At 60.7% G+C, this 26,137-nt stretch carries 24 protein-coding genes; 21 read left to right on the top strand and 3 right to left on the bottom strand.

Translation table 11 applies throughout. The annotated features are described in order from the left end of the window. The first annotated feature begins 88 nt into the window (after window positions 1-88). Both ATN84_RS11370 and ATN84_RS11365 read left to right on the top strand, forming a co-directional pair. On the top strand, window positions 89-2,539 hold the full coding sequence (locus tag ATN84_RS11370) for a GcvT family protein (RefSeq protein ID WP_068881737.1): 2,451 nt from the start codon (window positions 89-91) through the stop codon (window positions 2,537-2,539). Next, window positions 2,536-4,980 carry a GcvT family protein gene (locus ATN84_RS11365; protein WP_068881736.1) on the top strand — a complete coding sequence of 815 codons (2,445 nt, stop codon included), beginning with the start codon at window positions 2,536-2,538 and terminating at the stop codon, window positions 4,978-4,980. The genes ATN84_RS11370 and ATN84_RS11365 overlap by 4 nt, the downstream gene beginning before the upstream one ends. Window positions 4,981-5,284: 304 nt before the next feature. Here the strand turns inward: ATN84_RS11365 and ATN84_RS11360 are convergent, their stop codons facing one another. Beyond that, entirely contained in the window at window positions 5,285-6,244 is a 960-nt protein-coding gene (locus ATN84_RS11360; protein ID WP_068881735.1) for a LysR family transcriptional regulator, read from the bottom strand. Between the two features lie 120 nt (window positions 6,245-6,364). Between ATN84_RS11360 and ATN84_RS11355 the strand changes: the two genes are divergently transcribed. Genes ATN84_RS11355 through ATN84_RS11315 form a run of 9 tightly spaced genes read left to right on the top strand, consistent with a single transcriptional unit; the run spans window position 6,365 to window position 15,570 of the window. Continuing rightward, the gene (locus ATN84_RS11355; RefSeq protein ID WP_068881734.1) at window positions 6,365-7,414 is read left to right on the top strand and encodes a class 1 fructose-bisphosphatase; all 1,050 of its coding nucleotides are present in this window, start codon (window positions 6,365-6,367) and stop codon (window positions 7,412-7,414) included. A gap of 15 nt (window positions 7,415-7,429) precedes the next feature. Further along, window positions 7,430-8,302 carry a phosphoribulokinase gene (locus ATN84_RS11350; RefSeq protein ID WP_068881733.1) on the top strand — a complete coding sequence of 291 codons (873 nt, stop codon included), beginning with the start codon at window positions 7,430-7,432 and terminating at the stop codon, window positions 8,300-8,302. A 10-nt stretch (window positions 8,303-8,312) separates the two neighbouring features. After that, window positions 8,313-10,325 carry a transketolase gene (gene tkt, locus ATN84_RS11345; protein WP_068881732.1) on the top strand — a complete coding sequence of 671 codons (2,013 nt, stop codon included), beginning with the start codon at window positions 8,313-8,315 and terminating at the stop codon, window positions 10,323-10,325. 60 nt (window positions 10,326-10,385) lie between these two features. Beyond that, window positions 10,386-11,465, top strand: a complete 1,080-nt coding sequence (fba, locus tag ATN84_RS11340; protein WP_068881731.1) for a class II fructose-bisphosphate aldolase — start codon at window positions 10,386-10,388, stop codon at window positions 11,463-11,465. 35 nt (window positions 11,466-11,500) lie between these two features. Further along, window positions 11,501-12,958, top strand: a complete 1,458-nt coding sequence (locus tag ATN84_RS11335; protein WP_068881730.1) for a form I ribulose bisphosphate carboxylase large subunit — start codon at window positions 11,501-11,503, stop codon at window positions 12,956-12,958. 10 nt (window positions 12,959-12,968) lie between these two features. After that, a complete protein-coding gene (locus tag ATN84_RS11330; protein WP_068881729.1) occupies window positions 12,969-13,388 on the top strand; it encodes a ribulose bisphosphate carboxylase small subunit in 420 nt (139 codons plus the stop codon). Then, complete coding sequence (gene cbbX, locus ATN84_RS11325; RefSeq protein WP_068881728.1) at window positions 13,381-14,313, top strand: CbbX protein; 933 nt, start codon at window positions 13,381-13,383, stop codon at window positions 14,311-14,313. The genes ATN84_RS11330 and cbbX overlap by 8 nt, the downstream gene beginning before the upstream one ends. After that, window positions 14,310-14,993 (top strand): ribulose-phosphate 3-epimerase, encoded by a 684-nt coding sequence (gene rpe, locus ATN84_RS11320; RefSeq protein ID WP_068881727.1) that lies wholly within the window; start codon window positions 14,310-14,312, stop codon window positions 14,991-14,993. Before cbbX ends, rpe begins: the two co-directional genes overlap by 4 nt. Before the next feature lie 19 nt (window positions 14,994-15,012). Beyond that, window positions 15,013-15,570 carry a thioredoxin family protein gene (locus ATN84_RS11315; RefSeq protein ID WP_068881726.1) on the top strand — a complete coding sequence of 186 codons (558 nt, stop codon included), beginning with the start codon at window positions 15,013-15,015 and terminating at the stop codon, window positions 15,568-15,570. A gap of 74 nt (window positions 15,571-15,644) precedes the next feature. Here ATN84_RS11315 and ATN84_RS11310 read toward each other — a convergent pair whose 3' ends face one another. Further along, window positions 15,645-16,031 (bottom strand): c-type cytochrome, encoded by a 387-nt coding sequence (locus ATN84_RS11310; RefSeq protein WP_068881725.1) that lies wholly within the window; start codon window positions 16,029-16,031, stop codon window positions 15,645-15,647. Window positions 16,032-16,400: 369 nt separating this feature from the next. Between ATN84_RS11310 and ATN84_RS11305 the strand changes: the two genes are divergently transcribed. From ATN84_RS11305 to ATN84_RS11280, 6 genes are all read left to right on the top strand, one after another. Further along, a complete protein-coding gene (locus tag ATN84_RS11305) occupies window positions 16,401-16,610 on the top strand; it encodes a hypothetical protein (RefSeq protein ID WP_068881724.1) in 210 nt (69 codons plus the stop codon). 30 nt (window positions 16,611-16,640) lie between these two features. Further along, entirely contained in the window at window positions 16,641-17,627 is a 987-nt protein-coding gene (locus tag ATN84_RS11300) for an ABC transporter substrate-binding protein (RefSeq protein WP_068881723.1), read from the top strand. Window positions 17,628-17,683: 56 nt separating this feature from the next. After that, a complete protein-coding gene (locus tag ATN84_RS11295; RefSeq protein WP_068882002.1) occupies window positions 17,684-18,430 on the top strand; it encodes an ABC transporter permease in 747 nt (248 codons plus the stop codon). Then, complete coding sequence (locus tag ATN84_RS11290) at window positions 18,396-19,142, top strand: ABC transporter ATP-binding protein (protein ID WP_068881722.1); 747 nt, start codon at window positions 18,396-18,398, stop codon at window positions 19,140-19,142. Before ATN84_RS11295 ends, ATN84_RS11290 begins: the two co-directional genes overlap by 35 nt. A 2-nt stretch (window positions 19,143-19,144) precedes the next feature. Beyond that, on the top strand, window positions 19,145-20,110 hold the full coding sequence (locus ATN84_RS11285; RefSeq protein ID WP_068881721.1) for a quinoprotein relay system zinc metallohydrolase 2: 966 nt from the start codon (window positions 19,145-19,147) through the stop codon (window positions 20,108-20,110). Window positions 20,111-20,192: 82 nt separating this feature from the next. Continuing rightward, entirely contained in the window at window positions 20,193-21,056 is an 864-nt protein-coding gene (locus ATN84_RS11280) for a quinoprotein dehydrogenase-associated SoxYZ-like carrier (RefSeq protein ID WP_082766256.1), read from the top strand. A 253-nt stretch (window positions 21,057-21,309) separates the two neighbouring features. On the opposite strand, the gene ATN84_RS11275 is transcribed toward ATN84_RS11280, so the two are convergent. Continuing rightward, window positions 21,310-21,654 carry a hypothetical protein gene (locus ATN84_RS11275; RefSeq protein ID WP_068881720.1) on the bottom strand — a complete coding sequence of 115 codons (345 nt, stop codon included), beginning with the start codon at window positions 21,652-21,654 and terminating at the stop codon, window positions 21,310-21,312. A gap of 454 nt (window positions 21,655-22,108) precedes the next feature. Between ATN84_RS11275 and xoxF5 the strand changes: the two genes are divergently transcribed. From xoxF5 to ATN84_RS11255, 4 genes are all read left to right on the top strand, one after another. Further along, complete coding sequence (gene xoxF5 / locus ATN84_RS11270) at window positions 22,109-23,941, top strand: lanthanide-dependent methanol dehydrogenase XoxF5 (RefSeq protein ID WP_068881719.1); 1,833 nt, start codon at window positions 22,109-22,111, stop codon at window positions 23,939-23,941. A gap of 189 nt (window positions 23,942-24,130) precedes the next feature. Then, window positions 24,131-24,643, top strand: a complete 513-nt coding sequence (locus ATN84_RS11265) for a c-type cytochrome, methanol metabolism-related (RefSeq protein WP_153020189.1) — start codon at window positions 24,131-24,133, stop codon at window positions 24,641-24,643. 25 nt (window positions 24,644-24,668) lie between these two features. Then, window positions 24,669-25,505 (top strand): substrate-binding domain-containing protein, encoded by an 837-nt coding sequence (locus tag ATN84_RS11260; RefSeq protein WP_153020209.1) that lies wholly within the window; start codon window positions 24,669-24,671, stop codon window positions 25,503-25,505. Between the two features lie 25 nt (window positions 25,506-25,530). Continuing rightward, a complete protein-coding gene (locus ATN84_RS11255; RefSeq protein WP_068881717.1) occupies window positions 25,531-26,085 on the top strand; it encodes a PQQ-dependent catabolism-associated CXXCW motif protein in 555 nt (184 codons plus the stop codon). The last annotated feature ends 52 nt before the right edge of the window (window positions 26,086-26,137 follow it).

Raw genomic sequence — 26,137 nt, 5'->3', positions numbered from 1 at the left:
TTCCGGAACGTTCCAAACGGAAAGCTGCTTCGCAGCGTCTTGAACTGGACCGCTCTAGTTAAAAAAGAAAACATGAGGGGAACTATGAATGTCTGATTTTCCAACGTCGGCGCGCGTCGTCATCATCGGTGGCGGGGCAGTCGGCGTTTCATCGCTTTATCACCTTGCCAAGGCCGGCTGGACGGATTGCGTCCTCATTGAGAAGAACGAGCTGACCTCCGGCTCCACCTGGCATGCGGCCGGCAATGTGCCGACCTTCTCAGCCTCCTGGTCGGTGATGAACATGCAGCGCTATTCGGCCGAGCTCTATCGCAGGCTCGCGGCGGAAGTGGACTACCCCATGAATTATCATGTCACCGGATCGCTGCGGCTTGCCCATGGCAGGGAGCGGATGCGCGAGTTCCAGCGGGTCAAGGGTATGGGCCGTTATCAGGGCATGGAGATCGACGTCCTCGGTGTCGACGAGATCAAGGGCTACTATCCATTTCTCGATACGCATGATCTGATGGGCGCACTTTATGATCCCAATGACGGCGATATCGATCCGGCGCAGTTGACGCAGGCGCTTGCCAAGGGCGCGCGCGACCTGGGCGCCAGGATCATCCGGTTTTGTCCCGTCACCGGCGCACGGCGCGAGAACGGCGAATGGGTGATCTCCACGCCGCAGGGCGAAATCCGCTGCGAATATGTGGTCAACGCTGCTGGATATCGCGCACAGGAAATCGGCAGTCTGTTTGGGCGAACCGTGCCGATGATGGTGATGAGCCATCAATACCTCCTCTTCGAGGACATCCCGGAAATCGCCGCCTGGTCACAGGAACAGGGGCACAAGCTGCCGCTGCTGCGCGATGTCGATTCCTCCTATTATCTCAGGCAGGAAAAGAACGGCATGAATCTCGGCCCCTATGAGCGCAATTGCCGGGCTCATTGGGCGACCGCCGACGATCCGATGCCGGAGGATTTCTCCTTTCAGCTTTTCCCTGACGATCTTGAACGTCTCGAATGGTATCTGAACGATGCCATCGCCCGTGTGCCTGTTCTCGGCACGGCAGGGCTTTCCAAGGTCATCAACGGGCCGATCCCCTATGCGCCCGACGGCAATCCGCTGATCGGGCCGATGCCGGGCGTCCCCAACGCCTTCGAGGCCTGTGTCTTCACCTTCGGCATCGCGCAGGCGGGCGGCGCGGGCAAGGTGCTCGGTGAATGGGTGACGGAAGGGGCGACCGAATGGGACATGTGGTCCTGCGATCCGCGCCGCTTCACCGCCTTTGCCGCGGACCATGATTACTGCGTGGCCAAGGGCATGGAGGTCTATGGCCACGAATATGCCATCCATTTTCCCCGCCACACCTGGCCGACCGGGCGTAACAGGAAGCTTTCGCCTGTTCATGACCGCATCGCGGCGCTCGGTGCGCAGTTTGGTGCCTATAATGGCTGGGAACGGGCCAATTGGTATGCCAAGCTTGGCGACGACATCTCGGAAGAGGCGACGCAGACCTTTTCCCGCAGCGGCCCCTGGTATCAGCGCATCCGCGAGGAGTGCCATGCCGTGCGCGACGCGGTTGGCATTCTCGACCTGCCCGGTTTCTCGCGTTTCCGGGTGGAGGGCGAAGGCGCGCGCGAGTGGCTGGATGGCTTGATCACCGGCATCGTGCCGAAGCCGGGCCGCATCGGCCTTGCCTATTTCGCCGACGGCAAGGGGCGCGTCGTCACTGAGATGTCCATCATGGCGGTCGAGGAGAACCTGTTTTACCTGACCACCGCAGGCGTCGCCGAATGGCACGATCTTGAATGGCTGCGGAAACACCTGCCGGCAGGCGGCGCGATCAGCATCAGCAACGTCACCGACCGGTTCTCATGCCAGATCGTCACCGGTCCCCGGGCGCGGGACCTCTTCCGCGAAATCTGCGATGCCGATCTCGAAAAGCCATGGCTTTCGCACCAGGCAACGCGGATTGCGGGCCGCGATTGCCGGCTGGTGCGGGTGTCCTTTGCCGGGGAGCTCGGCTGGGAGATCCACAGCGCCAATGCCGATACGGCTGATATTTTCGATGCGGTGTGGGCGGCGGGGCAGACATACGGCCTCAAACCCTTCGGCATGTTCGCGCTCGATTCGCTGAGGCTCGAAAAAGGCTATCGCGCCTGGAAGGGCGATCTCTCCACCGACTACACGCCGCTGCAAAGCGGTCTAGAGCGCTTCGTCAAATGGGAAAAGCCTGACTTTCTCGGCAAATCGGCGCTGGAGCGCGAAAAGCAGCAGGGCGTGACGAAGCGTTTCGTCACGCTGACGGTCGAGGCCGGCGATTGCGACGCGCCTTATATGTCGACGCTCTGGCATGAGGGCGACATCGTCGGCGAGACCACATCGGGCGGCTGGGGGCACCGGGTCGACAGGTCGATCGCGCTCGGCATGCTGAAGACGGAGCTGGCGGAACCGGGCATGGAGATCGAGGTCGAGATATTCGGCGAGCGTTTCAAGGCGACGGTGCATCCCGATCAGCCGCTGTGGGACCCGAAGAACGAAAGAATCCGCGCATGATCTCCATTCCGGCAAAAGCCAGGGCCGTCATCATAGGGGGCGGCGTTTCCGGCTGTTCCGTTGCCTATCATCTCGCCAGGCTCGGCTGGACGGATATTGTCCTTCTGGAGCGCAAGCAGCTCACATCAGGCACCACCTGGCACGCGGCGGGGCTGATCGGCCAGCTGCGCGCCTCGCAGAATATGACGCGGCTCGCCAAATATTCCGCCGATCTCTACGTCAAGCTGGAAGCTGAAACCGGTGTCGCCACCGGCATGCGGCAGGTGGGGTCGATCACCGTGGCGCTGACCGAGGAGCGCAAGCACGAGATTTATCGGCAGGCCTCCCTGGCGCGGGCCTTCGATGTCGATGTCAGGGAGATATCGCCTAAAGAAGTCAACGAGATGTACCCGCATCTTGATGTGGATGGTGTAGTCGGCGCCGTGCATCTGCCGCTCGATGGCCAGTGCGACCCCGCCAATATCGCCATGGCCTTGGCGAAAGGTGCGCGCCAGCGCGGCGCGACTATTGCCGAAGGCGTCAAGGTGACGGATGTTCTGAAGAAGAACGGGCGTGTTACGGGGGTTTCCTGGTCGAAAGGCGGGGAGCAAGGCACGATCGAGACGGATGTCGTGGTCAACTGCGCGGGCATGTGGGCACGCGATCTGGCCGCCATGTCGGGTGTCGCGGTGCCGCTACACGCCTGCGAGCATTTCTATCTCGTGACGGAAGCAATCGAGGGGCTCACGCGCCTTCCGGTGCTGCGGGTGCCGGACGAATGCGCATACTACAAGGAGGATGCCGGCAAGATGATGCTCGGCGCCTTCGAGCCGGTGGCCAAGCCCTGGGGCATGAACGGCATTTCCGAGGATTTCTGCTTCGACCAGTTGCCGGAGGATTTCGAGCATTTCGAGCCCATTCTCGAAATGGCGGTCAAGCGTATGCCGATGCTCGCCACCGCCGGCATCCACACCTTCTTCAATGGTCCGGAGAGTTTTACGCCTGACGATCGCTATTATCTCGGCGAAGCGCCTGAGCTCGGCGGCTACTGGGTCGCGGCCGGCTATAATTCCATCGGCATCGTTTCATCCGGCGGCGCCGGCATGGCGCTGGCGCAATGGATTCATGACGGCGAGGCGCCTTTCGATCTTTGGGAGGTCGATATCCGCCGCGCCCAGCCATTCCAGAAGAACCGACTTTATCTCAAGGAGCGCGTCTCCGAGACGCTGGGCCTGCTCTATGCCGATCATTTTCCCTACCGGCAGATGGCGACCTCGCGCAATATCCGCCGCTCGCCGCTGCATGAGCATCTGAAAGCGCGCGGCGCAGTGTTCGGCGAAGTCGCGGGATGGGAACGGGCCAACTGGTTCGCGAAAGAGGAGCAGGAGCGCGAATATCGCTATTCCTGGCAGCGGCAGAACTGGTTCGCCAATCAGCGCGACGAGCATCTTGCCGTGCGCAACGGCCTCGGCCTGTTCGACATGACCTCCTTCGGCAAGATCCGCATCGAGGGGCGCGACGCGGCTTCATTCCTGCAAAAGCTCTGCGCAAACCAGATCGATCTCGAGCCGGGGCGTATCGTCTACACGCAGATGCTGAACTATCGCGGCGGGATCGAGAGCGACCTGACCGTCACGCGCTTGTCGGAAACCGCGTTTCTCGCCGTCGTCCCCGGCGCAACGCTGCAGCGCGATCTCGCCTGGATGCGTCGGCATCTGAGGGATGAATTCGTCGTCATCACCGACGTGACGGCGGCGGAAGCCGTGCTCTGCCTGATGGGGCCGAAATCCCGCGAGCTGATCCGGAAGATCAGCCCGAACGATTTTTCCAACGAGGCGCATCCTTTCGGTACCGTGCGTGAGATCGAAATCGGCATGGGACTGGCGCGGGCGCATCGCGTGACCTATGTCGGTGAGCTCGGCTGGGAGCTCTATGTCTCCACCGACCAGGCGGCGCATGTCTTTGAGACCATCGAGGCCGCGGGACACGATATCGGGCTGAAGCTGTGCGGCCTGCACACGCTCGACTCCTGCCGTATCGAGAAGGCTTTCCGGCATTTCGGTCACGATATTACCGATGAGGATCATGTCCTCGAAGCCGGTCTGGGCTTTGCGGTGAAAACCGACAAGGGCGATTTCATCGGTCGCAACGCGGTGCTGAAGAAGAAGGAAACGGGGCTTGAGCGGCGGCTCGTGCAATTCCGCCTGACCGATCCGGAGCCGCTGCTCTTCCACAATGAAGCGATCGTGCGCGACGGCAGGATCGTCGGGACGATCACGTCGGGCAATTACGGCCATCATCTCGGCGGCGCAATTGGCCTCGGCTACGTGCCTTGCAAGGGAGAAATTGCGGAAGAGGTGCTGGCGTCGGATTATGAGATCGAGATCGCTGGAAACCGGGTGAAGGCAGAGGCTTCGCTGAGGCCGATGTATGATCCGAGGGCCGAGCGGGTGAGGGCGTAGTCGCATCGACGTTGGAGAGATTCTGGTAAAATCGCTGTACGCTGCACCATTCTGCACTGTCGAGACAGCCGGACGGGAGAGGAATGGATCCCAGTGACGAGCACTGGGATGACGGGGTGGAGGTGCTTTCGCCCCCAACAACAACCGTCCCTTCGGGCAGAAACGTTGGAGATTAGCCTCAACAGCCAACCCATCCCAGTGCTCGTCACTGGGATCCATTACTCGATGGTGCCGTCCCCGCTGCGGTTGAAATAGGGCTGTACCGGCAGGATGAGCGTTGTCGCTCCGTCTGAAACAATAAGCCTTATGACGGCGGATGATATGCCATGGCAGCGGATTCGGGATATAGCCTGTCAAAGAAGGGTAGACACTGCGCGCCTTTGACCGTCAGGAATTCCTGAAAAGCTTTCATCGCGGGGGAGATGGTACGATCCGTCCTGATGACGGAGAACCATTGCCGGCGGATCGGCATGCCGGCGACGTCGAGAATGACGAGTCGCCCCATTTCCAGTTCCATCGCGATCGTATGGGCGGAGATGAAGGCGATGCCGAGGCCTGCCATGACCGCCTGCTTGATGGTTTCGTTGGACGACATCTCGGTTCCGAGATCGTCCAGCCTTCCCGGCAGCTCGCTCAGGAATATCTCCAGCGAAATACGGGTGCCTGAACCCGGCTCCCTTACCAGAAAGTGTTCCTGCGCGATGCGTTCCTTGCTGATGTCGCGGCATTTCGCCAGCGGATGGTCGGGCGCGGCGATCATGACCAGCGGGTGGTCGCCGAAGACGGCCGAGCGCAGCGGGATGTCCTTGGGCGGACGCCCCATCAGCGCCATGTCCACCTCGTGGTTCCTGAGGCTTGCGATCGTCTCCGCCCGATTGCCGATGGCAAGCCTGATCTCGATATCGGGATGGTCCTTGCGGAAGGTCGCCATCATCCGCGGCGCGAAATATTTTGCCGTCGAGACGACGCCCAGTCTCAGACTGCCGACCCTCAGTCCCTTGATCGCGTCGATTTCATCGTCAAGCAGGCGCAATCTCTCCTGGATCATCTGGCTCGCATCGACGAAGGCGAGACCCGCCGCCGTCGGCTTCAGGCCTTCATTCGTCCTGTCGAACAAGATGATGCCGGCATCCTCCTCCACCTGTTTCAACTGAAGCGTGACGGCCGGCGGGGTCAGGCCCAGTTCGCTGGCAGCGCCGGCGATGGTGCCGTGCCGCAGGATGGCTTCGGTGGCTCTCAGCTGTCTCAAGGTCAGATTACGCATGCCAGTAGTTTAGGAAAATTTACTGAGTACGTAAATATAATAAATTTTACTTAAAGAACCCCATCTGGTTCCATCCCCTCATAAGGCCCGGCGAGGAAGACGGGCACGGGGAGGACGGAGATGACCACGGCGACTTTAGACGCCTTTCTGGTTTCTTATGCGGGCGATGCGGAAGGTTTGCGGGCAGCGGTCGCTTCGACCATACGGCACCTGTCGATGACCGCCGTCAAGATCCGCAATACGATCAATCAGGGCGCGCTAGGCAGAGCCTTCAACGGCAGCCACAACAGCCGGAACGCCGATGGTGACGCCCAGAAGGATCTCGACGTCTTCGCCGACGACATGTTCCTTGACGCGATGCGGCATGCGCCGCTTGCACTCTACGGTTCGGAGGAGCTGGACCAGCCTGTCGTCCTTGATCCACGCGCGCCGCTCGCCATCGCCATCGACCCTTTGGACGGGTCTTCGAATATCGATACGAATGTCTCGCTAGGGACGATCTTCTCCATCCTCCCAGTGGCTGGAGAACCGGTCGGCGAGCCTGTTGCCTCCTTCTTCCAGGAGGGGCGGCGTCAGCTCGCGGCCGGTTTTTTCATCTACGGGCCGCAGCTCGCGCTGGTGCTGACGGTCGGCAGCGGCACCCACATTTTCGTTTTCTCGACACGGCTCGGCACCTTCGTTCAGGCCTATTCGGGGATCGCCATTGCGCCGAGGACGCAGGAATTCGCTATCAATGCCGCCAACTACCGGCAATGGGACGAGGCGGTCAGGCTCTATATCGACGATTGCATGCAAGGCACCGAAGGCCCGAGAGCCAAGGATTTCAACATGCGTTGGATCGCCTCGCTGGTGGCCGAGGCCTACCGGATCCTGGTGCGCGGCGGCGTGTTTCTCTATCCCGGCGACAAGCGCAAGGGCTACGGTTCGGGCCGGATCAGGCTCGTCTATGAGGCCAATCCGATCGCTTTCCTCATCGAGCAGGCCGGTGGTGCCGCGACCGATACGGTCAACCCCATCCTCGATCTCATCCCGCAGAACATGCATCAGCGCGTTCCCCTGGTCTTCGGTTCGGCACGGGAAGTCCAGCGGATCGGGCGGTACCACACGGAGCCGAGCAATATCGGCGAGCGCGCGCCGCTCTTCAGCAATCGCGGCCTGTTCAGGGCATAAGGGGGAGCGAGCAACATGTCGATAAAGCACCCCATCATTTCGATCACCGGCTCGTCGGGCGCGGGCACGACATCGGTCAAGCGGATATTCGAACAGATTTTCCGGCGTGAGCACATCGAGGCGGCGTTTATCGAGGGCGATGCGTTCCATCGCTATGACCGTGAGGCGATGAAGAAGAAGGTCTCCGAGGAGGAGAAGAACGGCAATCCGAACTTCACGCATTTCCATGTCGATGCCAACGAGCTGGAGACGCTCGATGCTGTCTTCGAGGAATATGGCCGCCGCGGTACGGGAAAAACCCGCACTTATGTTCACGACGAGGAAGAGGCCAGGGAATATGGAGTTCCTCCAGGCTCGTTTTCGCAATGGCGGGAATTTCCGCAGAGCCAGCTCCTGTTCTACGAGGGCCTGCATGGCTGCGCGGTGACGGAGAAGGTCAATCTGGCCCGGCATGCGGATTTGAAGATCGGGGTCGTTCCAGTCATCAATCTCGAATGGATCCAGAAGATCCATCGCGATCGCTCGACGCGGGGCTATTCGACCGAAGCGGTCATGGACGTGATCTTGCGGCGCATGCCGGACTATGTGCGCTACATCACGCCGCAATTCACGCTGACCGACATCAATTTCCAGCGCGTGCCGATCGTCGATACCTCCAACCCTTTTATCGCGCGCTGGATACCAACGCCGGATGAATCGATGCTGGTGATCCGCTTCGCCAGGCCGCGCGGTATCGATTTTCCCTACCTCCTGTCGATGATCCACGACTCCTTCATGTCGCGGGCCAATTCCATTGTCGTGCCGGGCAACAAGCTCGACCTGGCCATGCAGCTCATCCTGACGCCGCTGATCATGCAGTTGATCGAGCGCAAGAACCGTGCCTCGTGAGGAGAAGACGATGAACACGCAAGCCCTGCTGCAAACCGAGACAGATCCGTTGCTGGCCAGCGAGGCAGACATGGCCAATGCCATCCGCGCTCTTGCCATGGATGCCGTGCAGAAGGCCAATTCCGGGCACCCCGGCATGCCGATGGGCATGGCCGATGTCGCGGCGGTCCTCTTCAACCGCTTCATCAAGCTCGACCCCCTGCATCCGCAATGGCCGGACCGCGACCGGTTCGTGCTTTCGGCCGGCCATGGCTCGATGCTGCAATATGCGCTGCATTATCTGATCGGCTATCCCGACATGGGAATCGAGGAGTTGCAGCGTTTCCGCCAGCTCGGCGCGCGGACGGCCGGGCATCCCGAATATGGCCATGCGCAGGGCATCGAGACGACGACGGGCCCGCTGGGGCAGGGGATCGCAACGGCGGTCGGCATGGCGCTTGCCGAACGGCTGCTGCGCGAGCGCTTCGGCAGGGATATCGTCGACCACTTCACCTATGTGATCGCCGGCGACGGTTGCCTGCAGGAGGGCATCAGCCATGAGGCGATCGACTTGGCGGGTCATCTCGGCCTGTCGCGCCTGATCGTGCTGTGGGACGACAATTCCATCTCGATCGACGGGCCGACCTCGCTTTCCACATCGATGAACCAGCCGGCCCGCTTCAGGGCGGCGGGTTTCGATGTCCAGGAGGTTGGCGGCCATGATTTCGAGGCGATCGCCGATGCGATTGAGCGGGCGCGGGAAACGGACAAGCCGTCGCTGATCGCCTGCCGGACGGTCATCGGCAAGGGCGCGCCCAATCTGCAGGGTACCGAAAAGACCCATGGCGCACCGCTCGGCGAGGCGGAGATCGCGGCGGCGCGGGCGACGATCGGATGGCCGCATGCGCCCTTCGAGGTGCCCGAAGCCATCGTGGAAACTTGGCGGAACGTCGCCCGACGCGGCGCGGACCAACGGCGCGATTGGTGCGCCCGGCTAGCGGCATCGCCCGATGCTGATGTCTTCAAGGCGGCGATTGCCAGGGAATTGCCCGAGACGCTCTTTGACGAGCTCAGCGCTTTCCGCCGTGAGCATGTGGAAAAGGCGACCAAGGTCGCCACCCGCAAGGCATCCGAAATGGTGCTTGGCGTCATCAACAAGGCGACGGCGCTTACCGTCGGCGGCTCCGCCGATCTCACCCATTCCAATTTGACGCTGACTGCTGATATGGGCAGCATTTCGGCGCGCAGCTTCAACGGGCGCTACATCCATTACGGCATCCGCGAGCATGCGATGGCGGCGGCGATGAACGGCATCGCGCTGCATGGCGGTTTCATCCCCTATGGCGGCACGTTTCTCGCATTTGCCGACTATGCCAGGGGCGCGATCCGCCTCTCGGCCCTCATGGGCCAGCAGGTGATCTATGTCATGACGCATGACTCGATCGGCCTTGGCGAGGACGGGCCGACGCACCAGCCGATCGAGCATCTGGCTATGCTGCGGGCGACCCCCGGCATCGATGTCTACCGGCCGGCCGATATCATCGAGACGGCTGAATGCTGGGAGCTGGCGCTGAAAAACAGGGACCGGCCCAGCGTCCTCGTCCTGTCGCGTCAGAACCTGCCCATGCTGCGCACGACGCACAGCAATGAGAACCGGTCGGGCCGCGGCGCCTATGTGCTGCGCGAGACCGCCGGACCACGGGCTGTGACGCTGATCGCAACCGGCTCGGAGGTCGAGATCGCCTGTGCCGCCGCCGATATCTTGCGCGCCCAGTACGGTATCGCCGCAGCGGTCGTCTCCATGCCGTGCTGGGAGCTCTTCGAAAGGCAGACGCCGGCCTATCGCCGCTCCATTCTGGCGGCCGCGCCCCGCATCGCCATCGAGGCCGCCGCGCGGCAGGGATGGGACCGCTGGATCGGCGAGAATGGCGATTTCATAGGCATGAACGGTTTCGGCGCCAGCGCGCCGGCGGCAGATCTCTACCGGCATTTCGGCATCACGCCGGAAGCTGTCGTCGAGAGCGCAAGAAAACTGATCGGTTGAGATGAAACGAAACAAAAACAGGGCACTACGACAATTCGCTAAGGGAAAGGAGCATGGATCATGGCTCGCATTACGTTACGTCAGCTGCTCGATCATGCCGCAGAACATGGTTACGGCGTTCCCGCCTTCAACATCAACAATATGGAGCAGGGCCTCGCCGTGATGGAGGCGGCCGTGGCCTGCGATGCGCCGGTCATCCTCCAGGCGTCGCGCGGGGCACGCTCCTATGCCCGCGACATCATGCTGGCGCGGATGATTGACGCGCTTGTCGATCTCTATCCCGGCATTCCCGTCTGCGTGCACCAGGACCACGGCAACAACGAGGCCACATGCCTGACGGCGATCCGCCACGGCTTCACCTCGGTGATGATGGATGGCTCACTCGAGGCGGATGCGAAGACGCCGGCGAGCTATGAGTATAACGTGGCGATCACCGAACGGGTGGCGCGCATGGCACACTGGGTCGGCGCCTCGGTGGAAGGCGAGCTCGGCGTGCTCGGTTCGCTGGAAACGGGGCAGAGCGAGGCCGAGGACGGGCATGGCGCCGAGGGTGTGCTGTCGCATGACCAGCTCCTTACCGACCCTGATCAGGCGGTTGATTTCGTCATGCGGACGAAAGTGGACGCGCTCGCCATCGCCTGCGGCACCTCCCACGGCGCATATAAGTTCACCCGCCAGCCGGACGGCAATATTCTGGCGATGGGAGTGATCGAGGAAATCCATCGCAAGCTGCCCGACACACATCTTGTCATGCACGGCTCCTCGTCCGTGCCGCAGGCGCTGCAGGATGTGATCAACAGGTTCGGCGGTTCGATGCCGCAGACCTATGGCGTCCCTGTCGAGGAAATCGAACGCGGCATCCGCCACGGCGTGCGCAAGGTCAACATCGACACGGATTGCCGGATGGCGATGACCGGACAGTTCCGCCGGATCGCCGTGGAGCATCCCGAGGAATTCGATCCGCGAAAATTCCTGAAACCGGCAATGGACGCGTTGCGCGATCTTTGCCGTGACCGCTTCGAGCGGTTCGGCACGGCCGGCAATGCCTCCAGGATCAAAACCGTCCCTCTGGACGAGATGGCAAGGCGCTATGCCGCCGGCCAGCTCGACCCGCAGACAGCAACAGCCAAGGCCGCCTGACAGGCAAGCGACCGGAATTAGAAAGGACAAGTGTCATGGTTGAAAATATGACAGTCACCGGAGCCGAGCGCTACAAGGCCGGCGTGATGGAATACAGGAAGATGGGCTATTGGGAGCCCGATTACGAGCCGAAGGACACCGACATCATCGCGCTCTTCCGGATCACGCCGCAGGATGGCGTCGACCCGGTTGAGGCGGCGGCGGCGGTCGCGGGCGAGAGCTCGACGGCTACCTGGACGGTGGTCTGGACCGACCGTCTGACGGCTTGCGAGAAATATCGTGCCAAGGCCTACCGGGTCGATCCCGTGCCCAATGCCGAGGGACAGTATTTCGCCTATATCGCCTATGATCTCGACCTGTTCGAACCAGGCTCGATCGCCAATCTCACGGCGTCGATCATCGGCAATGTCTTCGGCTTCAAGCCCCTGAAGGCGCTGAGGCTCGAGGACATGCGGCTTCCTGTTGCTTACGTTAAGACGTTCCAGGGCCCCGCCACGGGCATCGTGGTCGAGCGCGAGAGGCTCGATAAGTTCGGACGGCCGTTGCTCGGCGCGACGGTCAAGCCGAAGCTGGGCCTCTCGGGCCGCAACTATGGCCGCGTCGTCTATGAGGCGCTGAAGGGCGGGCTGGACTTCACCAAGGATGACGAGAATATCAACTCGCAGCCCTTCATGCATTGGCGCGACCGCTTTCTCTACTGCATGGAGGCCGTCAACAAGGCGCAGGCCGAGACGGGCGAGGTGAAGGGCACCTATCTCAACGTCACCGCGGCGACGATGGAGGACATGTATGAGCGGGCGGATCTCGCCAAGGAGCTCGGCTCCAACATCGTCATGATCGACCTGGTGATCGGCTATACGGCCATCCAGTCGATGGCGAAATGGGCGCGCAGGAACGACATGATCCTGCATCTCCATCGCGCCGGCCACTCGACCTATACCAGGCAGAAGAGCCATGGCGTCTCGTTTCGCGTCATCGCCAAATGGATGCGGCTTGCCGGCGTCGACCATATCCATGCGGGCACCGTGGTCGGCAAGCTGGAGGGCGATCCCGCCACGACGAAGGGCTATTACGATGTCTGCCGCGAGGAGTTCAACCCGATGCGGCTGGAGAACGGCATCTTCTTCGATCAGGACTGGGCCTCGCTCAACCGGCTGATGCCGGTCGCCTCGGGCGGCATCCATGCCGGACAGATGCACCAGCTGCTCGATCTTCTGGGTGAGGACGTCGTGCTGCAGTTCGGCGGCGGTACCATCGGCCATCCGATGGGGATCGCCGCCGGCGCCACCGCCAACCGCGTCGCGCTGGAATGCATGGTGCTCGCCCGCAATGAGGGGCGCGATATCGTCCACGAAGGACCGGAGATCCTGCAGGCCGCGGCGCGCCATTGCCAGCCGCTGCAGCAGGCGCTCGATACCTGGAAGGACGTCACCTTCAACTACACCTCGACCGATGCGCCGGACTTCGTTCCGACGGCAACGGCGGCTGAATAGGAGAGAATCCATGCGCATTACCCAGGGAGCATTCTCGTTTCTGCCCGATCTGACCGACGAGCAGATCACCAAACAGGTGCAATATTGCATCGACAATAGCTGGGCGGTGAGCCTGGAGTTCACCGACGACCCACATCCCCGCAACACCTACTGGGAAATGTGGGGGCATCCGATGTTCGACAATCCGGATGCGGCGGCGCTGATGATGGAGTTGAAGGAGTGCCGGAAGGTCTATGGCGACCGCTATATCCGCGTCGTCGCCTTCGACGCGAGTCATGGCTGGGAGTCGGTGAAGCTCTCCTTCATCGTCAACCGTCCGGCGAACGAGCCGGGCTTCCACCTGCAGCGGCAGGAGGCGGCCGGCCGGGTCATCCGCTATACGACGCGGCCCTATGCCGCCGACAAGCCGGCGGGAGAACGCTATGGCTGAGGCTGCAGTCAAGGAGCTTGAAGATGGCGGCGATATCCCCGCCGCCATCGATCTGCGGGCGGAATATGCCGAGTCCGGTGTCAAGGACGTGCTTGAAGAACTCGACCGCGAGCTGATCGGCCTGAAGCCGGTCAAGCAGCGTATCCGCGAAACGGCGGCGCTGCTGCTGGTCGAGCGGGCGCGGCGGCGGCTTGGGCTCGCCCATGAGACGCCGACGCTGCATATGAGCTTCAGCGGCAATCCCGGAACCGGCAAGACGACCGTCGCACTGCGCATGGCGGATTTGCTGCACCGCCTCGGCTATATCCGCAAGGGCCATCTCGTCTCAGTGACGCGGGACGATCTGGTCGGCCAATATATCGGCCATACCGCACCGAAGACCAAGGAGATCCTCAAGAAAGCGATGGGCGGCGTGCTCTTCATCGACGAGGCCTATTATCTCTACCGTCAGGAGAACGAGCGCGATTATGGCCAGGAGGCGATCGAGATCCTGCTCCAGGTGATGGAGAACCAGCGCGACGATCTCGTCGTGATTCTCGCGGGTTACGCTGACAAGATGGAGAAGTTCTTCACCAGCAATCCTGGTTTTCGTTCCCGTATCGCCCATCATATCGATTTTCCGGATTACACGGATGACGAGCTCCTGCAGATTGCCGAAATCATGCTGTCGAAGCAGAACTATCATTTCGACGAGAAGGCGCGTGCGGTGATGGCCGATTATATCGCGACTCGCCGCCGGCAGCCGCATTTCGCCAATGCCCGTTCCATCCGCAACGCGCTCGACAGGGCGCGACTGCGGCAGGCGAACCGGCTGTTCGAAACCGCGCCGGGGCCGGTCGATGCCGAGGCGCTCTCCACGATCGGCGCGGAGGACCTGCGTGTCAGCCGGGTTTTTTCCAAGGCGAAGGAGGAGCAGGCTTCATGACTAGAACAATTATTGCGCCATCTGTACTTTCGGCAGATTTTTCCCGGCTGGGCGAGGAGGTGGAGGCTGTTGTTGCAGCCGGTGCCGACTGGATCCATCTCGACGTGATGGACGGGCATTTCGTGCCGAACATCACCTTCGGCCCGCCGGTGATCAAGGCGATCCGCAATCGAACGAACGCGTTCTTCGATTGCCATCTGATGATCACGCCAGCCGATCCCTATCTCTCAGCCTTTGCGGAGGCCGGCTGCGATCTCATCACCGTGCATGCCGAAGCGGGCCCGCATCTCGACCGTTCGCTGCAGGCCGTCCGCAATCTCGGCAAGAAGGCTGGTGTCTCGCTCAACCCTTCGACGCCTGAAAATGTGATCGAATATGTGCTCGACCGCCTTGACCTCGTCCTCCTGATGACGGTCAATCCGGGTTTCGGCGGCCAGGCGTTTATTCCCTCGGTTGTCGAGAAGGTTCGGCGGATCAAGGCGATGATCGGCGCGCGCCCGATCCATATCGAGATCGATGGCGGCGTGACGCCGGAGACGGCGCCGCTCGTCGCCGCCGCCGGCGCGGATGTGCTGGTCGCCGGCTCGGCGATCTTCAAGGGCGATGGTCAGGCCGTCTATGCCGCGAACATCGCCGCGATACGCGATGCCGCCGATAGTGCGATGCGCAGGGCGGCCTGATAATGAAAGGAGACATGAAATGGCTTCCATGCCGCCGATTTGCGATTTCGGCTGGAAGGCGGTGGATGCGACGCTGATCAGCGTCGACGGCAAACATCATTCCATCCTCGGCGAAGCCGGTCCGCGCGGGCTGGTCGTCGCCTTCATCTGCAATCACTGTCCCTATGTGAAGGCGGTGATCGGGCGCATCGTCCGCGATGCTCGCGATTTGAAGGAGCTTGGCATTGGCTTCGTCGCCATCAATTCCAATGATGCCGGGGCTTATCCCGCCGATTCCTATGAGAATATGAAGGTGTTCGCGCGGGAAAACGCCTTCCCGTTCGCTTATCTCCATGATGCAGACCAGGTGGTGGCACGCGCCTATGGCGCGGCCTGCACGCCGGATTTCTTCGGCTTCAACGCTGACCACGAATTGCAGTATCGTGGCCGCCTCGATGCCTCGCGCAAGGAGGAGGGCGCGACCGACCTGCGTCGCGATCTTTTCGAGGCGATGCGGCAGGTGGCGGAAACCGGGGAGGGGCCTCGCGAGCAGATCGCCTCCATCGGCTGCTCGATCAAATGGCGCGAGCCCGTCTGAACCGTGATCGATGCTAAAAGCGCCGCGTGTCGGGAACACGCGGCGCTATCAGGGGCCTGGGGCTTCTAAATGGCCTATTGGCTGTTCTCTTTGAGATAGGCAAGGAGATTGGTGATGTCCGCGTCGTCCTTCAGCCCGGCAAAGGCCATTTTCGTGCCTTTCACCTTGGCTTTCGGGCTGTGCAGATAATCACGTAGGGAGGCATCGTCCCAGACGAGGCCTTCTTCTCCCGCCTTCACCATCGCCGGCGAATATTTGAAGCCGGGATGCGTGCCGGCCGTCCGGCCGATAATGCCCTGCAGTGATGGGCCGACCTTGTTCTTGTCGGAATCCACGACATGGCAGGCCGTGCATTTCTTGAAAACCGTTGCTCCTGCCGTTGCATCCCCCTCCTGGGCGCGGGCTCCCGCCGCGCCGAGAATTGCAACTGATACACCGACCAGAAGGACTGAATACCGCATGGCATCTCCTCATTTTTCGCCAAGGGTGCCCTGGACGAAGCCGCCGCCGGTTCCATGCGCCGGGGGCCGCTATATTGGATCTTCCAGCAGCAGCCTTTCAGCCGCTAGAGGTCGATCGCCGGAAAAGTTACGTGTTGGGAGCAATAAGTCAATGTTCCCTGGAGGATTTCTATTCAGAGATGTGTGTCGTGACCGTTTCGCGAATGCCGGGACAATTCGGGAATGCCCGGATTGACGTCGTTGACGCGTGATCGTAGGTTTGAAGAACAGTTTCTCATCCGGGCACCTTGAGAAATCCCACGCTGCAACCACCATATCGCCGCTCAATTGATGCGATGTGGATGAAGTCAGCGGATTGAAGGTGCCGACATGGATATTATCGATCTCGTCCTGACCATCTGCCTGATATCGAACCCGTCGAACTGCCGGGAAGAACGGCTGCATTTCCAAAACCGCGGCAGCCTCAACAGCTGCATGTACACCGCCCCGACCGAAATCGCCAAATGGGCGCAGGAGCATCCCAATCTTCGTATCGTGCGCTGGAAATGCGCTTATCCCAGCGAAGAGCGGACGCTTTGAGAGATGATTTGACGTGGTGGGGAGGAGGCTGTGGTTCGTTCGCGAAAATACCGATTGTTGTTGACGCTGGTGATCGCTGCGCTGGCCGGTATTCTGACATCCGCAACCCTAGCCGCGGAAAGGATGCACGTCGGTGTCTTGAAATTCGGCACGGTGAGCTGGGAACTCGATACGATCAAGACGCACGGTTTGGACGAGAAGAACGGCGTCGAGATCGATATTCGCTTTTTCGCCAGCGAGGATGCGACCAATGTGGCGCTGATGGCCGGCGACATCGATGTGATGGTATCTGACTGGCTCTGGGTGTCGCGCCAGCGCAGCGCGGGCGAGGACCTGACCTTCTTTCCCTATTCGACATCGGTCGGCGCCATGATGGTTCCCGCTGCCTCACCGATCAAAAGCCTGACGGACCTGAAGGCCAAGAAGATCGGCGTCGCCGGCGGCCCGCTCGACAAGAGCTGGCTGTTCATCCAGGGGTTGGCGCGGGACAGGTTCGGGATCGATCTTGCGGACGAAAACGAGATCGTCTACGGCGCGCCGCCATTGCTGGCCGAAAAGGCGCGGCAGGGCGAACTCGATGCGGTGCTGAATTTCTGGCACTACTGCGCGCGGCTGGAAGCGGACGGCTTTCGCCGGCTGGTCAGCGCCAATGAGGCGGCGAGGGCGCTCGGCGCTACAGGCGATGTTTCGGCGATCGGCTATATCTTCCACGAGAAATGGGCGCGAAGCCATCCCGAGGCGATAGAAGGTTTCCTCAAGGCGAGCGGTGAAGCCAAGGCGCTGCTGAACCGTTCGGACGAGGAATGGCCGCGGCTGGAACCCGTCGTAAGGGCGGAGGGACGCGAGCTGGACGTCCTGAGGGATCGATATCGCGAGGGCATTCCGAACCGCACCGTCGAAGAGGAGGAAGAGGACGCGGCAAGACTTTATACGGTTCTGATGAGGCTTGGCGGAGAGCGGCTCGTCGGCCCTGGAAAGACCCTGGCGCCCGGAACCTTCTGGAGGGTGCGCGAATGACGCTGATGTCTTCCGATAAGACCGCATCCGGCGGCGCGGCCGAGCAGCGCAAGGTGATGCCGGTCGTCACGGTGCTGTCTTCATTTGCCGCCCTTCTCCTCGTCTGGCAGGTTTCGGCCGGTCTGTGGCCGAGCCGCTCCTTCCCGGCGCCTTTTGCCGTTTTCCAGACCTTCCTTGCCGAATCCGCCAGCGGCGATCTGCCCTATCATCTCGGCATCACGCTCTGGCGCGTCGCTGCCGCTTTCTTCGTTGCCATGATCATCGGCTCGGTGATCGGCATTCTCCTGGGGAGCCGGCAGAATCTCGATCGATTCTTCAATCCGTGGGTGACGCTTTTTCTCAACATCCCGGCCCTTGTCGTCATCGTTCTCGCCTATATCTGGTTCGGCCTCAACGAAGCGGCGGCGATCGGCGCGGTGGCGGTCAACAAGATCCCGAACGTGATCGTCACCATGCGCGAGGGCGCGCGGGCGATCGATCCGCGCTATTCGGAAATGGCCTCCGTCTACCGGTTCGGCGCGCTCGACCGGCTGCGGCATATCCTTTTGCCGCAATTGCAGCCCTATTTCGCCGCCGCCTCGCGCTCCGGCATTTCGCTGATCTGGAAGATCGTCCTCGTCGTTGAACTGCTCGGCCGGTCGAACGGCGTCGGTTTCCAGATCAATCTGTTCTTCCAACTCTTCGATGTCGCGGCGATCCTGGCCTACACGCTGGCTTTCGTCGCGGTGATTCTGCTCATCGAATTTACCGTGGTACAGCCCCTTGAACATGCATCCACACGCTGGCGCCGCCGCGCGGCTTAAGGTCGATATTGCGAGGAAATCGTTCCGCGCGTCGAGCGGCGACGCGCTCGACGTGCTGCGCGATTTGCATTTCGAGGTGGGTGAGAACGAATTCGCCTGCATTCTCGGGCCGTCCGGCTGCGGCAAGACGACCACGCTGCGCATCCTGCTCGGGCTCGATACGGATTATGAGGGATCGTTCCAGTTGCCGGGGCTGGGCAATGGACGACGGATCGGCGCGGTATTCCAGGAGCCGCTGCTTCTGCCCTGGCGCACGGTCGAGCAGAATGTCCGGCAGGCCCTGCCGCACGGCTTGCGCGACCGCAATCTCGACAGCCTCTTCGGCAGCCTCGGCCTGAAGGAGATGCGGAACTTCTATCCCGGGGAATTGTCGCTTGGTCTTGCCCGCCGGGCCGCGATCGCGCGGGCGATCGCCATTGATCCCGATATCCTGCTGCTCGACGAGCCTTTCGTCTCACTGGACGAGCCGACCGCCCAGCAATTGCGGCATCTGCTCCTGGCGGTCTGGTCGGAGCGTCCGACGACGGCGCTGATGGTGACGCACAATCTGCGCGAGGCGATCATGCTCTCGGACAGGATTATCGTTTTGTCGGAGCGGCCGGCCCATGTGATCGGAACGTTCGATATCAAGCTGCCGCGCCAATATCGCAGCGATCAGGTGAAACTGGATCTGCTGCGCTCGTTCAACCGGAAATTCCCGGACCGGATATAGCCATGGCGCAATCCCCCTCACGGCGAACGGTCCTGAAGTGCGGCACGGCACTTGCCGCAGCCGGGCTTTTGCCCATCAGCATTCCGGTGCGGCCTGCATTCGCTGCCGAAGAGGCCTTGCCTGTTGAGGAGATCGCCGACGGAATATTCGCCTTTGCCGGCGTGGACGCGCTGATGACGAAAGCAAATCGCGGCGAGATCTGCAATGTGGGGTTCATCATTGGCGAGGAGGCTGTCGCCGTCGTCGACAGCGGCGGCAGCGTCGCCGAGGGAAGGGCGCTGATCGCCGCGATCCGCGCCGTCACCGATAAACCGATCCGTTATCTCATCAACACCCACATGCATCCCGACCACTGCTTCGGCAATGCCGCCTTCGCTGATACGGGTGCCGTCATCGTCGGGCACCGCAATTTGCCGCGAGCGCTGGTGAGCCGGGGCGAGTTCTATCTCTCCAGCTATCGCGAAAGCATGGGCGAGGCGCTGATGCGGGAGATCAGGATCGTCCCGCCGACAAAGCTGGTCGAGGGCGAGGAAATGCTCGACCTGGGCGGCAGGACCATTCGGCTGAAGGCCTGGAAACCGGCCCATACGGATAATGACCTGACGGCTTTCGACGAAAAAACCGGCGTTCTTTTTACCGGCGACCTCTGTTTTCTCCGCCATCTGCCGACATTGGACGGGTCGCTCACCGGCTGGATAGAGCAGTTGGACGTGTTGAAAGCCGTCAGGGCGAACCGCGCCATTCCCGGACACGGTCCGATCCCGGCCGATTGGCCCGGTGCGCTCGAACCGGAGCAGCGTTATTTCGAGGCGCTGACGCGCGATATCCGCGCGGCGATCGCCGCCGGCGTTCCCCTGGCCGATGCCGTCAAGACCGCGGCGCAGAGCGAGCGCGGCAACTGGCATCTCTTCGACGAGTACAATGCCCGCAACGCCACCGCCGCCTTTGCGGAGCTCGAATGGGAGTAGGCGGTTTGATTTGCCAGGCCATCACGGGCGGTGGTATGATGATTTTTGGCCGGGCACCGCCAATCATATGGTGGAGGCAAAGATGAATCCTCACCCGCATCGAACGCGCAATGCGCGCGATTGCCTGAGTCTGGTCTTGTTCACGGTTCTGCTTGGCGCGTTTCCGATATCGCCTGGTCAGGCGGAGGAGACGAGTGTTCCCGAGAGCGCGACATGGAGCAGCCTCAAGCCCGACGTCTTTGGCAACAGGGGCATAGAGGCCGCGAGCGGCATCATCGCCATCGACGCACCGAAACGCGCCGAAGACGCCGCGATCGTCCCGGTCGATCTTAAATTCAACCCTGGCAAGGCGGCGGGGCGAATCAAGGTCGTCACGCTGATCGTCGACGAAAATCCGTCTCCGGTTGCTGCCGTCTTCAAATTCGGGCCGGATGCCGGTGTGACACATCTGGCCACAAGGCTGCGCGTTAACGCCTATTCCTATGTTCGGGCGATTGCCGAGACGGAGGACGGCAAGCTCCACATGACGCAGACCTTCGTCAAGGCCTCCGGCGGCTGCTCCGCGCCCGCCATGAAGAACCAGGACGAGGCGATGGCCTCGCTCGGCAAGATGAAATTACGGGTGTTTCCGCCGAATGCGCCGGGCACGGAGGCGATGAACCGGGCGACCGAAATGCAGCTGATGATCCGCCATCCCAACAATTCCGGGCTGCAGATGGATCAGCTCACGCGCTATTACATCCCCGCCCATTTCATTCGGGGGCTGACGATCTCGCAGGGCAACCGGCTGATCATGACGATGGAAGGCGGTATCTCGATCTCGGAAGACCCGAATTTCCGATTCGAATTCGATTCAAAACAGGGCGAGGAGATAAAGGTCGAGGCGGTCGATACCGAAGGCATGAAGTTCGAGAACGAATGGCCTTCGGAACCATCGGCACTTTGATTCTGCTGACGATACCCATTGAACCGTTCTGGATCGATGAGGCTGAGGAGAGGGCGCGGAATGGGTGCTCGGGCTTGACCCGAGGATGACGGACTGGAGAGGTTTGCGCCCAGTATCAACGTTGCCGATTAGCGGAAAACATCCCTGTAATGTCATCCTCGGGCTTAACCCGAGGATCCATTCCTCAACGATTCTGCAGTCGCTACGGTGGTGAGATAAGAAGCGCCGCTTCTATCCAGGCGCGAAAAGTTTTCTAAAAACAGCGGACATCCGCTTCGGCCTGGGCGCGCTTCAGGTCGGTTACGGCCGCTTTTGCCGGTGCGCTCTGGCGGAAGATAACGCCCTTTTCTCCGGGAACGAGTCCCATTCCCTTGAAAGTCTCCGCGGTGACATAGCGGTCGTAGGGAAGAACGGAGGCGATCACGTCGATCGAACAGGAACACCGCTGAAGGTTGTCGCGGTTTTCGCCATTGGCTTTCATGCAGCCATAGACATATTCGGCCAATACCTCCGTCGGATAATCCGATGCCGCCTTCGCAGGTGCACAAAAGGCTACCATGGCCGCGGCGGCGAAAACGATCCTCGTAAATCCTGTCATAATCCCCGGCCTCCCTGCCGGTTTACCTGCTTCCGAATACAGTTTTTCAGGTACATAACAAAAATATGTCAATTGGAAGAAGAATTCAGCAGTGGCTGAATAGCTTGGTCCGCTCGGACAAATGTATTTCAAACATTAATCCATGATTAACGCATGTTGCGATGCGAAAATTACAGTGCAATGCAGCATATATTAATTGATAAAGATGCTTGCACAAAGCATTTCAATCTCATATCGTTTATTTGTTTCCGGCTTCAAGGACGTTACCGTCAAGGGAGTGGTGACAGTCTTCGCAGGCCAAGCGGGGTGGGTGGTAACGGTGCCCTCCGCACGCCTTGGCTTCGGTCGTGACACGCTGCCGGAAATACTTCCCCATTTGCATGAGCTGATGGATCGGGATGCTGAGGAGGCATTCCGCCGAGGTTCATCGAGAGGATCTAAGGGAGGATTTCAAATGCGTGTACACAAGCATTGCATAACAGTTGCATTGGCTACGACAGCCTTGTCGCTTTCTCTGGCGGCGGGCGCGGTGGCCAATGACGATCTCCAAAGCATGGCCTCGGATGCTAAAAACTGGGTCATGCCGACGGGCGATTATGCCAACACCCGTTATTCCAAGCTGAACAAGATCAACAAGGACAACGTCAAGAACCTCCAGGTCGCCTGGACGTTCTCGACCGGCGTCCTGCGTGGCCATGAAGGCGGTCCGCTGATCATCGGCGACGTCATGTATGTCCATGCGCCGTTTCCGAACACGGTCTATGCGCTCGATCTGAACAATGACGGCAAGATCCTCTGGAAATATGAACCGAAACAGGATCCAAATGTCATCGGGATCATGTGCTGCGATACGGTTAATCGTGGCGTCGCCTATGGTGACGGCAAGATCTTCCTCTACCAGGCCGACACGACGCTCGTCGCGCTCGATGCCAAGACCGGCGAAGTCGCCTGGTCCGTGAAGAACGGCAGCACGGTGGATGGCAGCACGGGTGAATCGGGAACCTCCGCGCCCATGGTCGTCAAGGACAAGGTCATCGTCGGCATATCCGGCGGCGAGTTCGGCGTCCGCGGTCATCTGACCGCTTACAATGTCTCAGACGGCAAGCAGGCCTGGCGGGCCTATTCCATGGGGTCGGACGAGGAAATGCTGATCGATCCGGAGAAGACGACCCATCTCGGCAAGCCGGTCGGCACTGATTCGAGCACCAAGACCTGGGAAGGCGATCAATGGAAGATCGGCGGCGGAACGACCTGGGGCTGGTATTCCTACGATCCGGAGCTGAACCTGATCTATTACGGCACGGGTAACCCGTCGACGTGGAACCCGAGCCAGCGGCCGGGCGATAATCGCTGGTCCATGACCATCATGGCCCGCGACGCCGATACCGGCATGGCGAAGTGGCTCTACCAGATGACCCCGCATGACGAGTGGGATTATGACGGCGTCAACGAGATGATCCTTGCTGACGGCATCGAGATCGAAGGGCAGCCGCGCGACGTGCTGGTGCATTTCGACCGCAACGGCTTTGCCTATACGCTGGATCGTGACACGGGCGAGCTTCTGGTCGCCAAGAAATATGATCCGGCCGTCAACTGGGCGACGGAAGTCGTCATGGACAAGAACAGCGATCAGTATGGCCGGCCTCAGGTGGTCGACAAATATTCGACCGACAAGAATGGCGAAGACGTGAATACGACGGGCGTATGCCCGGCGGCGCTCGGCACGAAAGATCAGCAACCGGCCGCCTATTCGCCAAAGACCAAGCTCTTCTATGTTCCGACGAACCATGTCTGCATGGATTACGAGCCATACCGGGTCAGCTATACGGCGGGTCAGCTCTATGTCGGCGCGACCTTGTCGATGTATCCGGCGCCGGATAGCCATGGCGGCATGGGCAATTTCATTGCCTGGGATGCGGCCAAGGGTGAGATCGTCTGGTCCAAGCCGGAGCAGTTCTCCGTCTGGTCGGGCGCGCTCGCGACCGATGGCGATATCGTGTTCTACGGTACGCTGGAAGGCTATCTGAAGGCGATCGATAAGGACGGCAATGAACTTTACAAGTTCAAGACGCCATCCGGCATTATCGGCAATGTCACGACCTACGAGCATGACGGCAAGCAGTATGTGGCTGTTCTGTCGGGTGTGGGTGGTTGGGCAGGCATCGGCCTTGCGGCCGGTCTGACTAAGAGCACGGAAGGTCTGGGTGCGGTCGGCGGCTATGCGAGCCTGTCCGATTATACCGCACTTGGCGGCCAGCTGACCGTCTTCACGGTTCCCGACCAATAAGGGAACGAAGCTGGAAGGCTGAGCCTTGCCTTTGCAGGCTTTGATAAGGGAGCCCGGGTCCTGTCGGATGACCGGGCCCGGGCTCCCTTTGCCGTCCACCCCTCATGAACATGAACAACGCCACGGCGGGAGCAGCATGAGTGCATGTTGTTTCGAGTTTGGCATGCGAGGTCATGAATGCCCGTTCGGATGAAAGAACTTTGTGTCGCAATCGTTTTCGGCCTGCTCGCAGGTACGATCAATTCCCATGCCGATGACAAGGAGACGGCCGCCGCTGTTTCCGATGAAGACGGCAAATATTTCGACAAGGATGGAACGCCCACTTTCAATATCAAGGAAGACGGGACTGTGGATTGGTACACCTATAGCGGCTATCGCCGTTTCAATTCGGAATGCCATGTCTGCCATGGCGCCGATGGTGCCGGCTCCACATTTGCCCCCGCTCTCGCCAATTCGCTCAAGACGATGAGCTATGCCGATTTTCTTCAGACTGTTGCGGAAGGCCGGCAAAATGTTGGAAGCGGCAAGGAAAACGTGATGCCGTCCTTCGGCGATAACAAGAACGTCTATTGTTATCTAGACGATATCTACATCTATCTGCGCGCGCGCGCCGTCGGCGACCTGCCGCGCGGCCGTCCGGCGAAAAAGGACGACAAGCCCGAGACGGCAAAAGAGCAGGAAGCCTCCTGCATGGGTGGATGACATGGCAAAGGGCAAGAGAAGGTGGATGGGATTGATGGCGGCGCTGGTCATGGTCGCGCCGCTGGCGCCATCCTCCGCCCTTGCGCAGGGCGCTGGGCTCGGAGCCGCCGGCGAGCTAGTGGATCCGGATGTCCTGCGTGTCTGCGCCGATCCGTCGAACATGCCGTTCTCAGACCAGAATGGCCAGGGTTTCGAGAACAAGCTTGCGGAACTGGTCGCCGCCAAGACGGGGCGCAAATCCGTTTCCTATACCTGGTTTCCAACCGTGACTGGCTTCGTGCGCAATACGCTGGGGGCCAAGCGCTGCGACATCATCATGGGTTATCCGCAGGGTGACGAATTGGTCCAGAACACCAACGCCTATTTCCGTTCGACTCACGTCATGATCTACAAGAAGGGAAGCGGCCTCGACGGGGTCGAAACGATCGAGGACCCCCGGCTGGCGACGAAGAAGATCGGCGTCGTCGCGCGCACGCCGCCGGCCACCAATCTGGCCAATGCCGGCTATATGCACAATGTCAAACCCTATCCGCTGATGGTCGATACGCGTCTTACGCCGTCCATGGCCGAGGTCATGCTGAAGGATCTTCAGAAAGGCGTCATAGATGTCGCACTCCTGTGGGGGCCGATGGGCGGATATTATGTGCATGAAATCGACCCTGATCTCGCCGTCATTCCTCTGGTGAAGGAAAAGACGGGCCGGATGTCCTTCCGCATTACGATGGGCGTCAGGCCCTCCGACCAGGAATGGAAGCGGACGCTGAACAGGGTCATCAAGGAAAACCAGAAGGAGATCAACAGGATATTGCTCGATTATCACGTTCCGCTGATAGACGAGCAGGACAGGCCGATAACGCAGTAGAGGTTGAGGCCGGGAGAAGAAGGAGATGCCGGCAAGCCGGTGGGGTGCAGCAATCGTTTCGGCACTGGTCCTCTGGGCCGTGGCGCAGGCTTTTGCCGGAACCGTTCCGGAACCCGATGATTATCGGATGGAGAATTATCGTGCGGCCGTTCCGGCGACTTTGAAGGGCGCCAGGGTCGTTTTGACCGAGGAGGTCATCGAACTCTGGAAGAACAAGCAGGCCCTTTTCGTCGACGTTCTCCCGTATGATCCGAAACCGAAAAACCTTCCCGCGGGAACCATTTGGAAGGAAAAGATAAGGCAGGATATCCCTGATAGCATCTGGCTGGCGAATGTCGGCTACGGCGTGCTCAACAAGGAAATGGAAACCTATTTTCGCGATGGGCTCAAGTCCCGGCTGGGTGAGGACAGGGATCGTCTGGTATTGTTTTATTGCCAGAAAGACTGCTGGATGTCCTGGAATGCCGCCAAGCGGGCGGTGGAATGGGGATATCGCGCAGTGCTCTGGTACCCGCTGGGCACGGATGGCTGGGTGGCTGCAGGGCAGCCGACGCAACGAAACGTGCCTTTGGGGTTCTGAATCGTACGCGATGAGCGTATGATAAACGAAGATCAGCTATCTGATCTAACGA

Origin of the sequence: Paramesorhizobium deserti, from assembly GCF_001558695.1 — a bacterium.
GTDB classification, from domain to species: domain Bacteria; phylum Pseudomonadota; class Alphaproteobacteria; order Rhizobiales; family Rhizobiaceae; genus Paramesorhizobium; species Paramesorhizobium deserti.
Note: the sequence above shows the minus strand (reverse complement) of the source record. Positions and strands in the feature narration are given on the sequence as shown.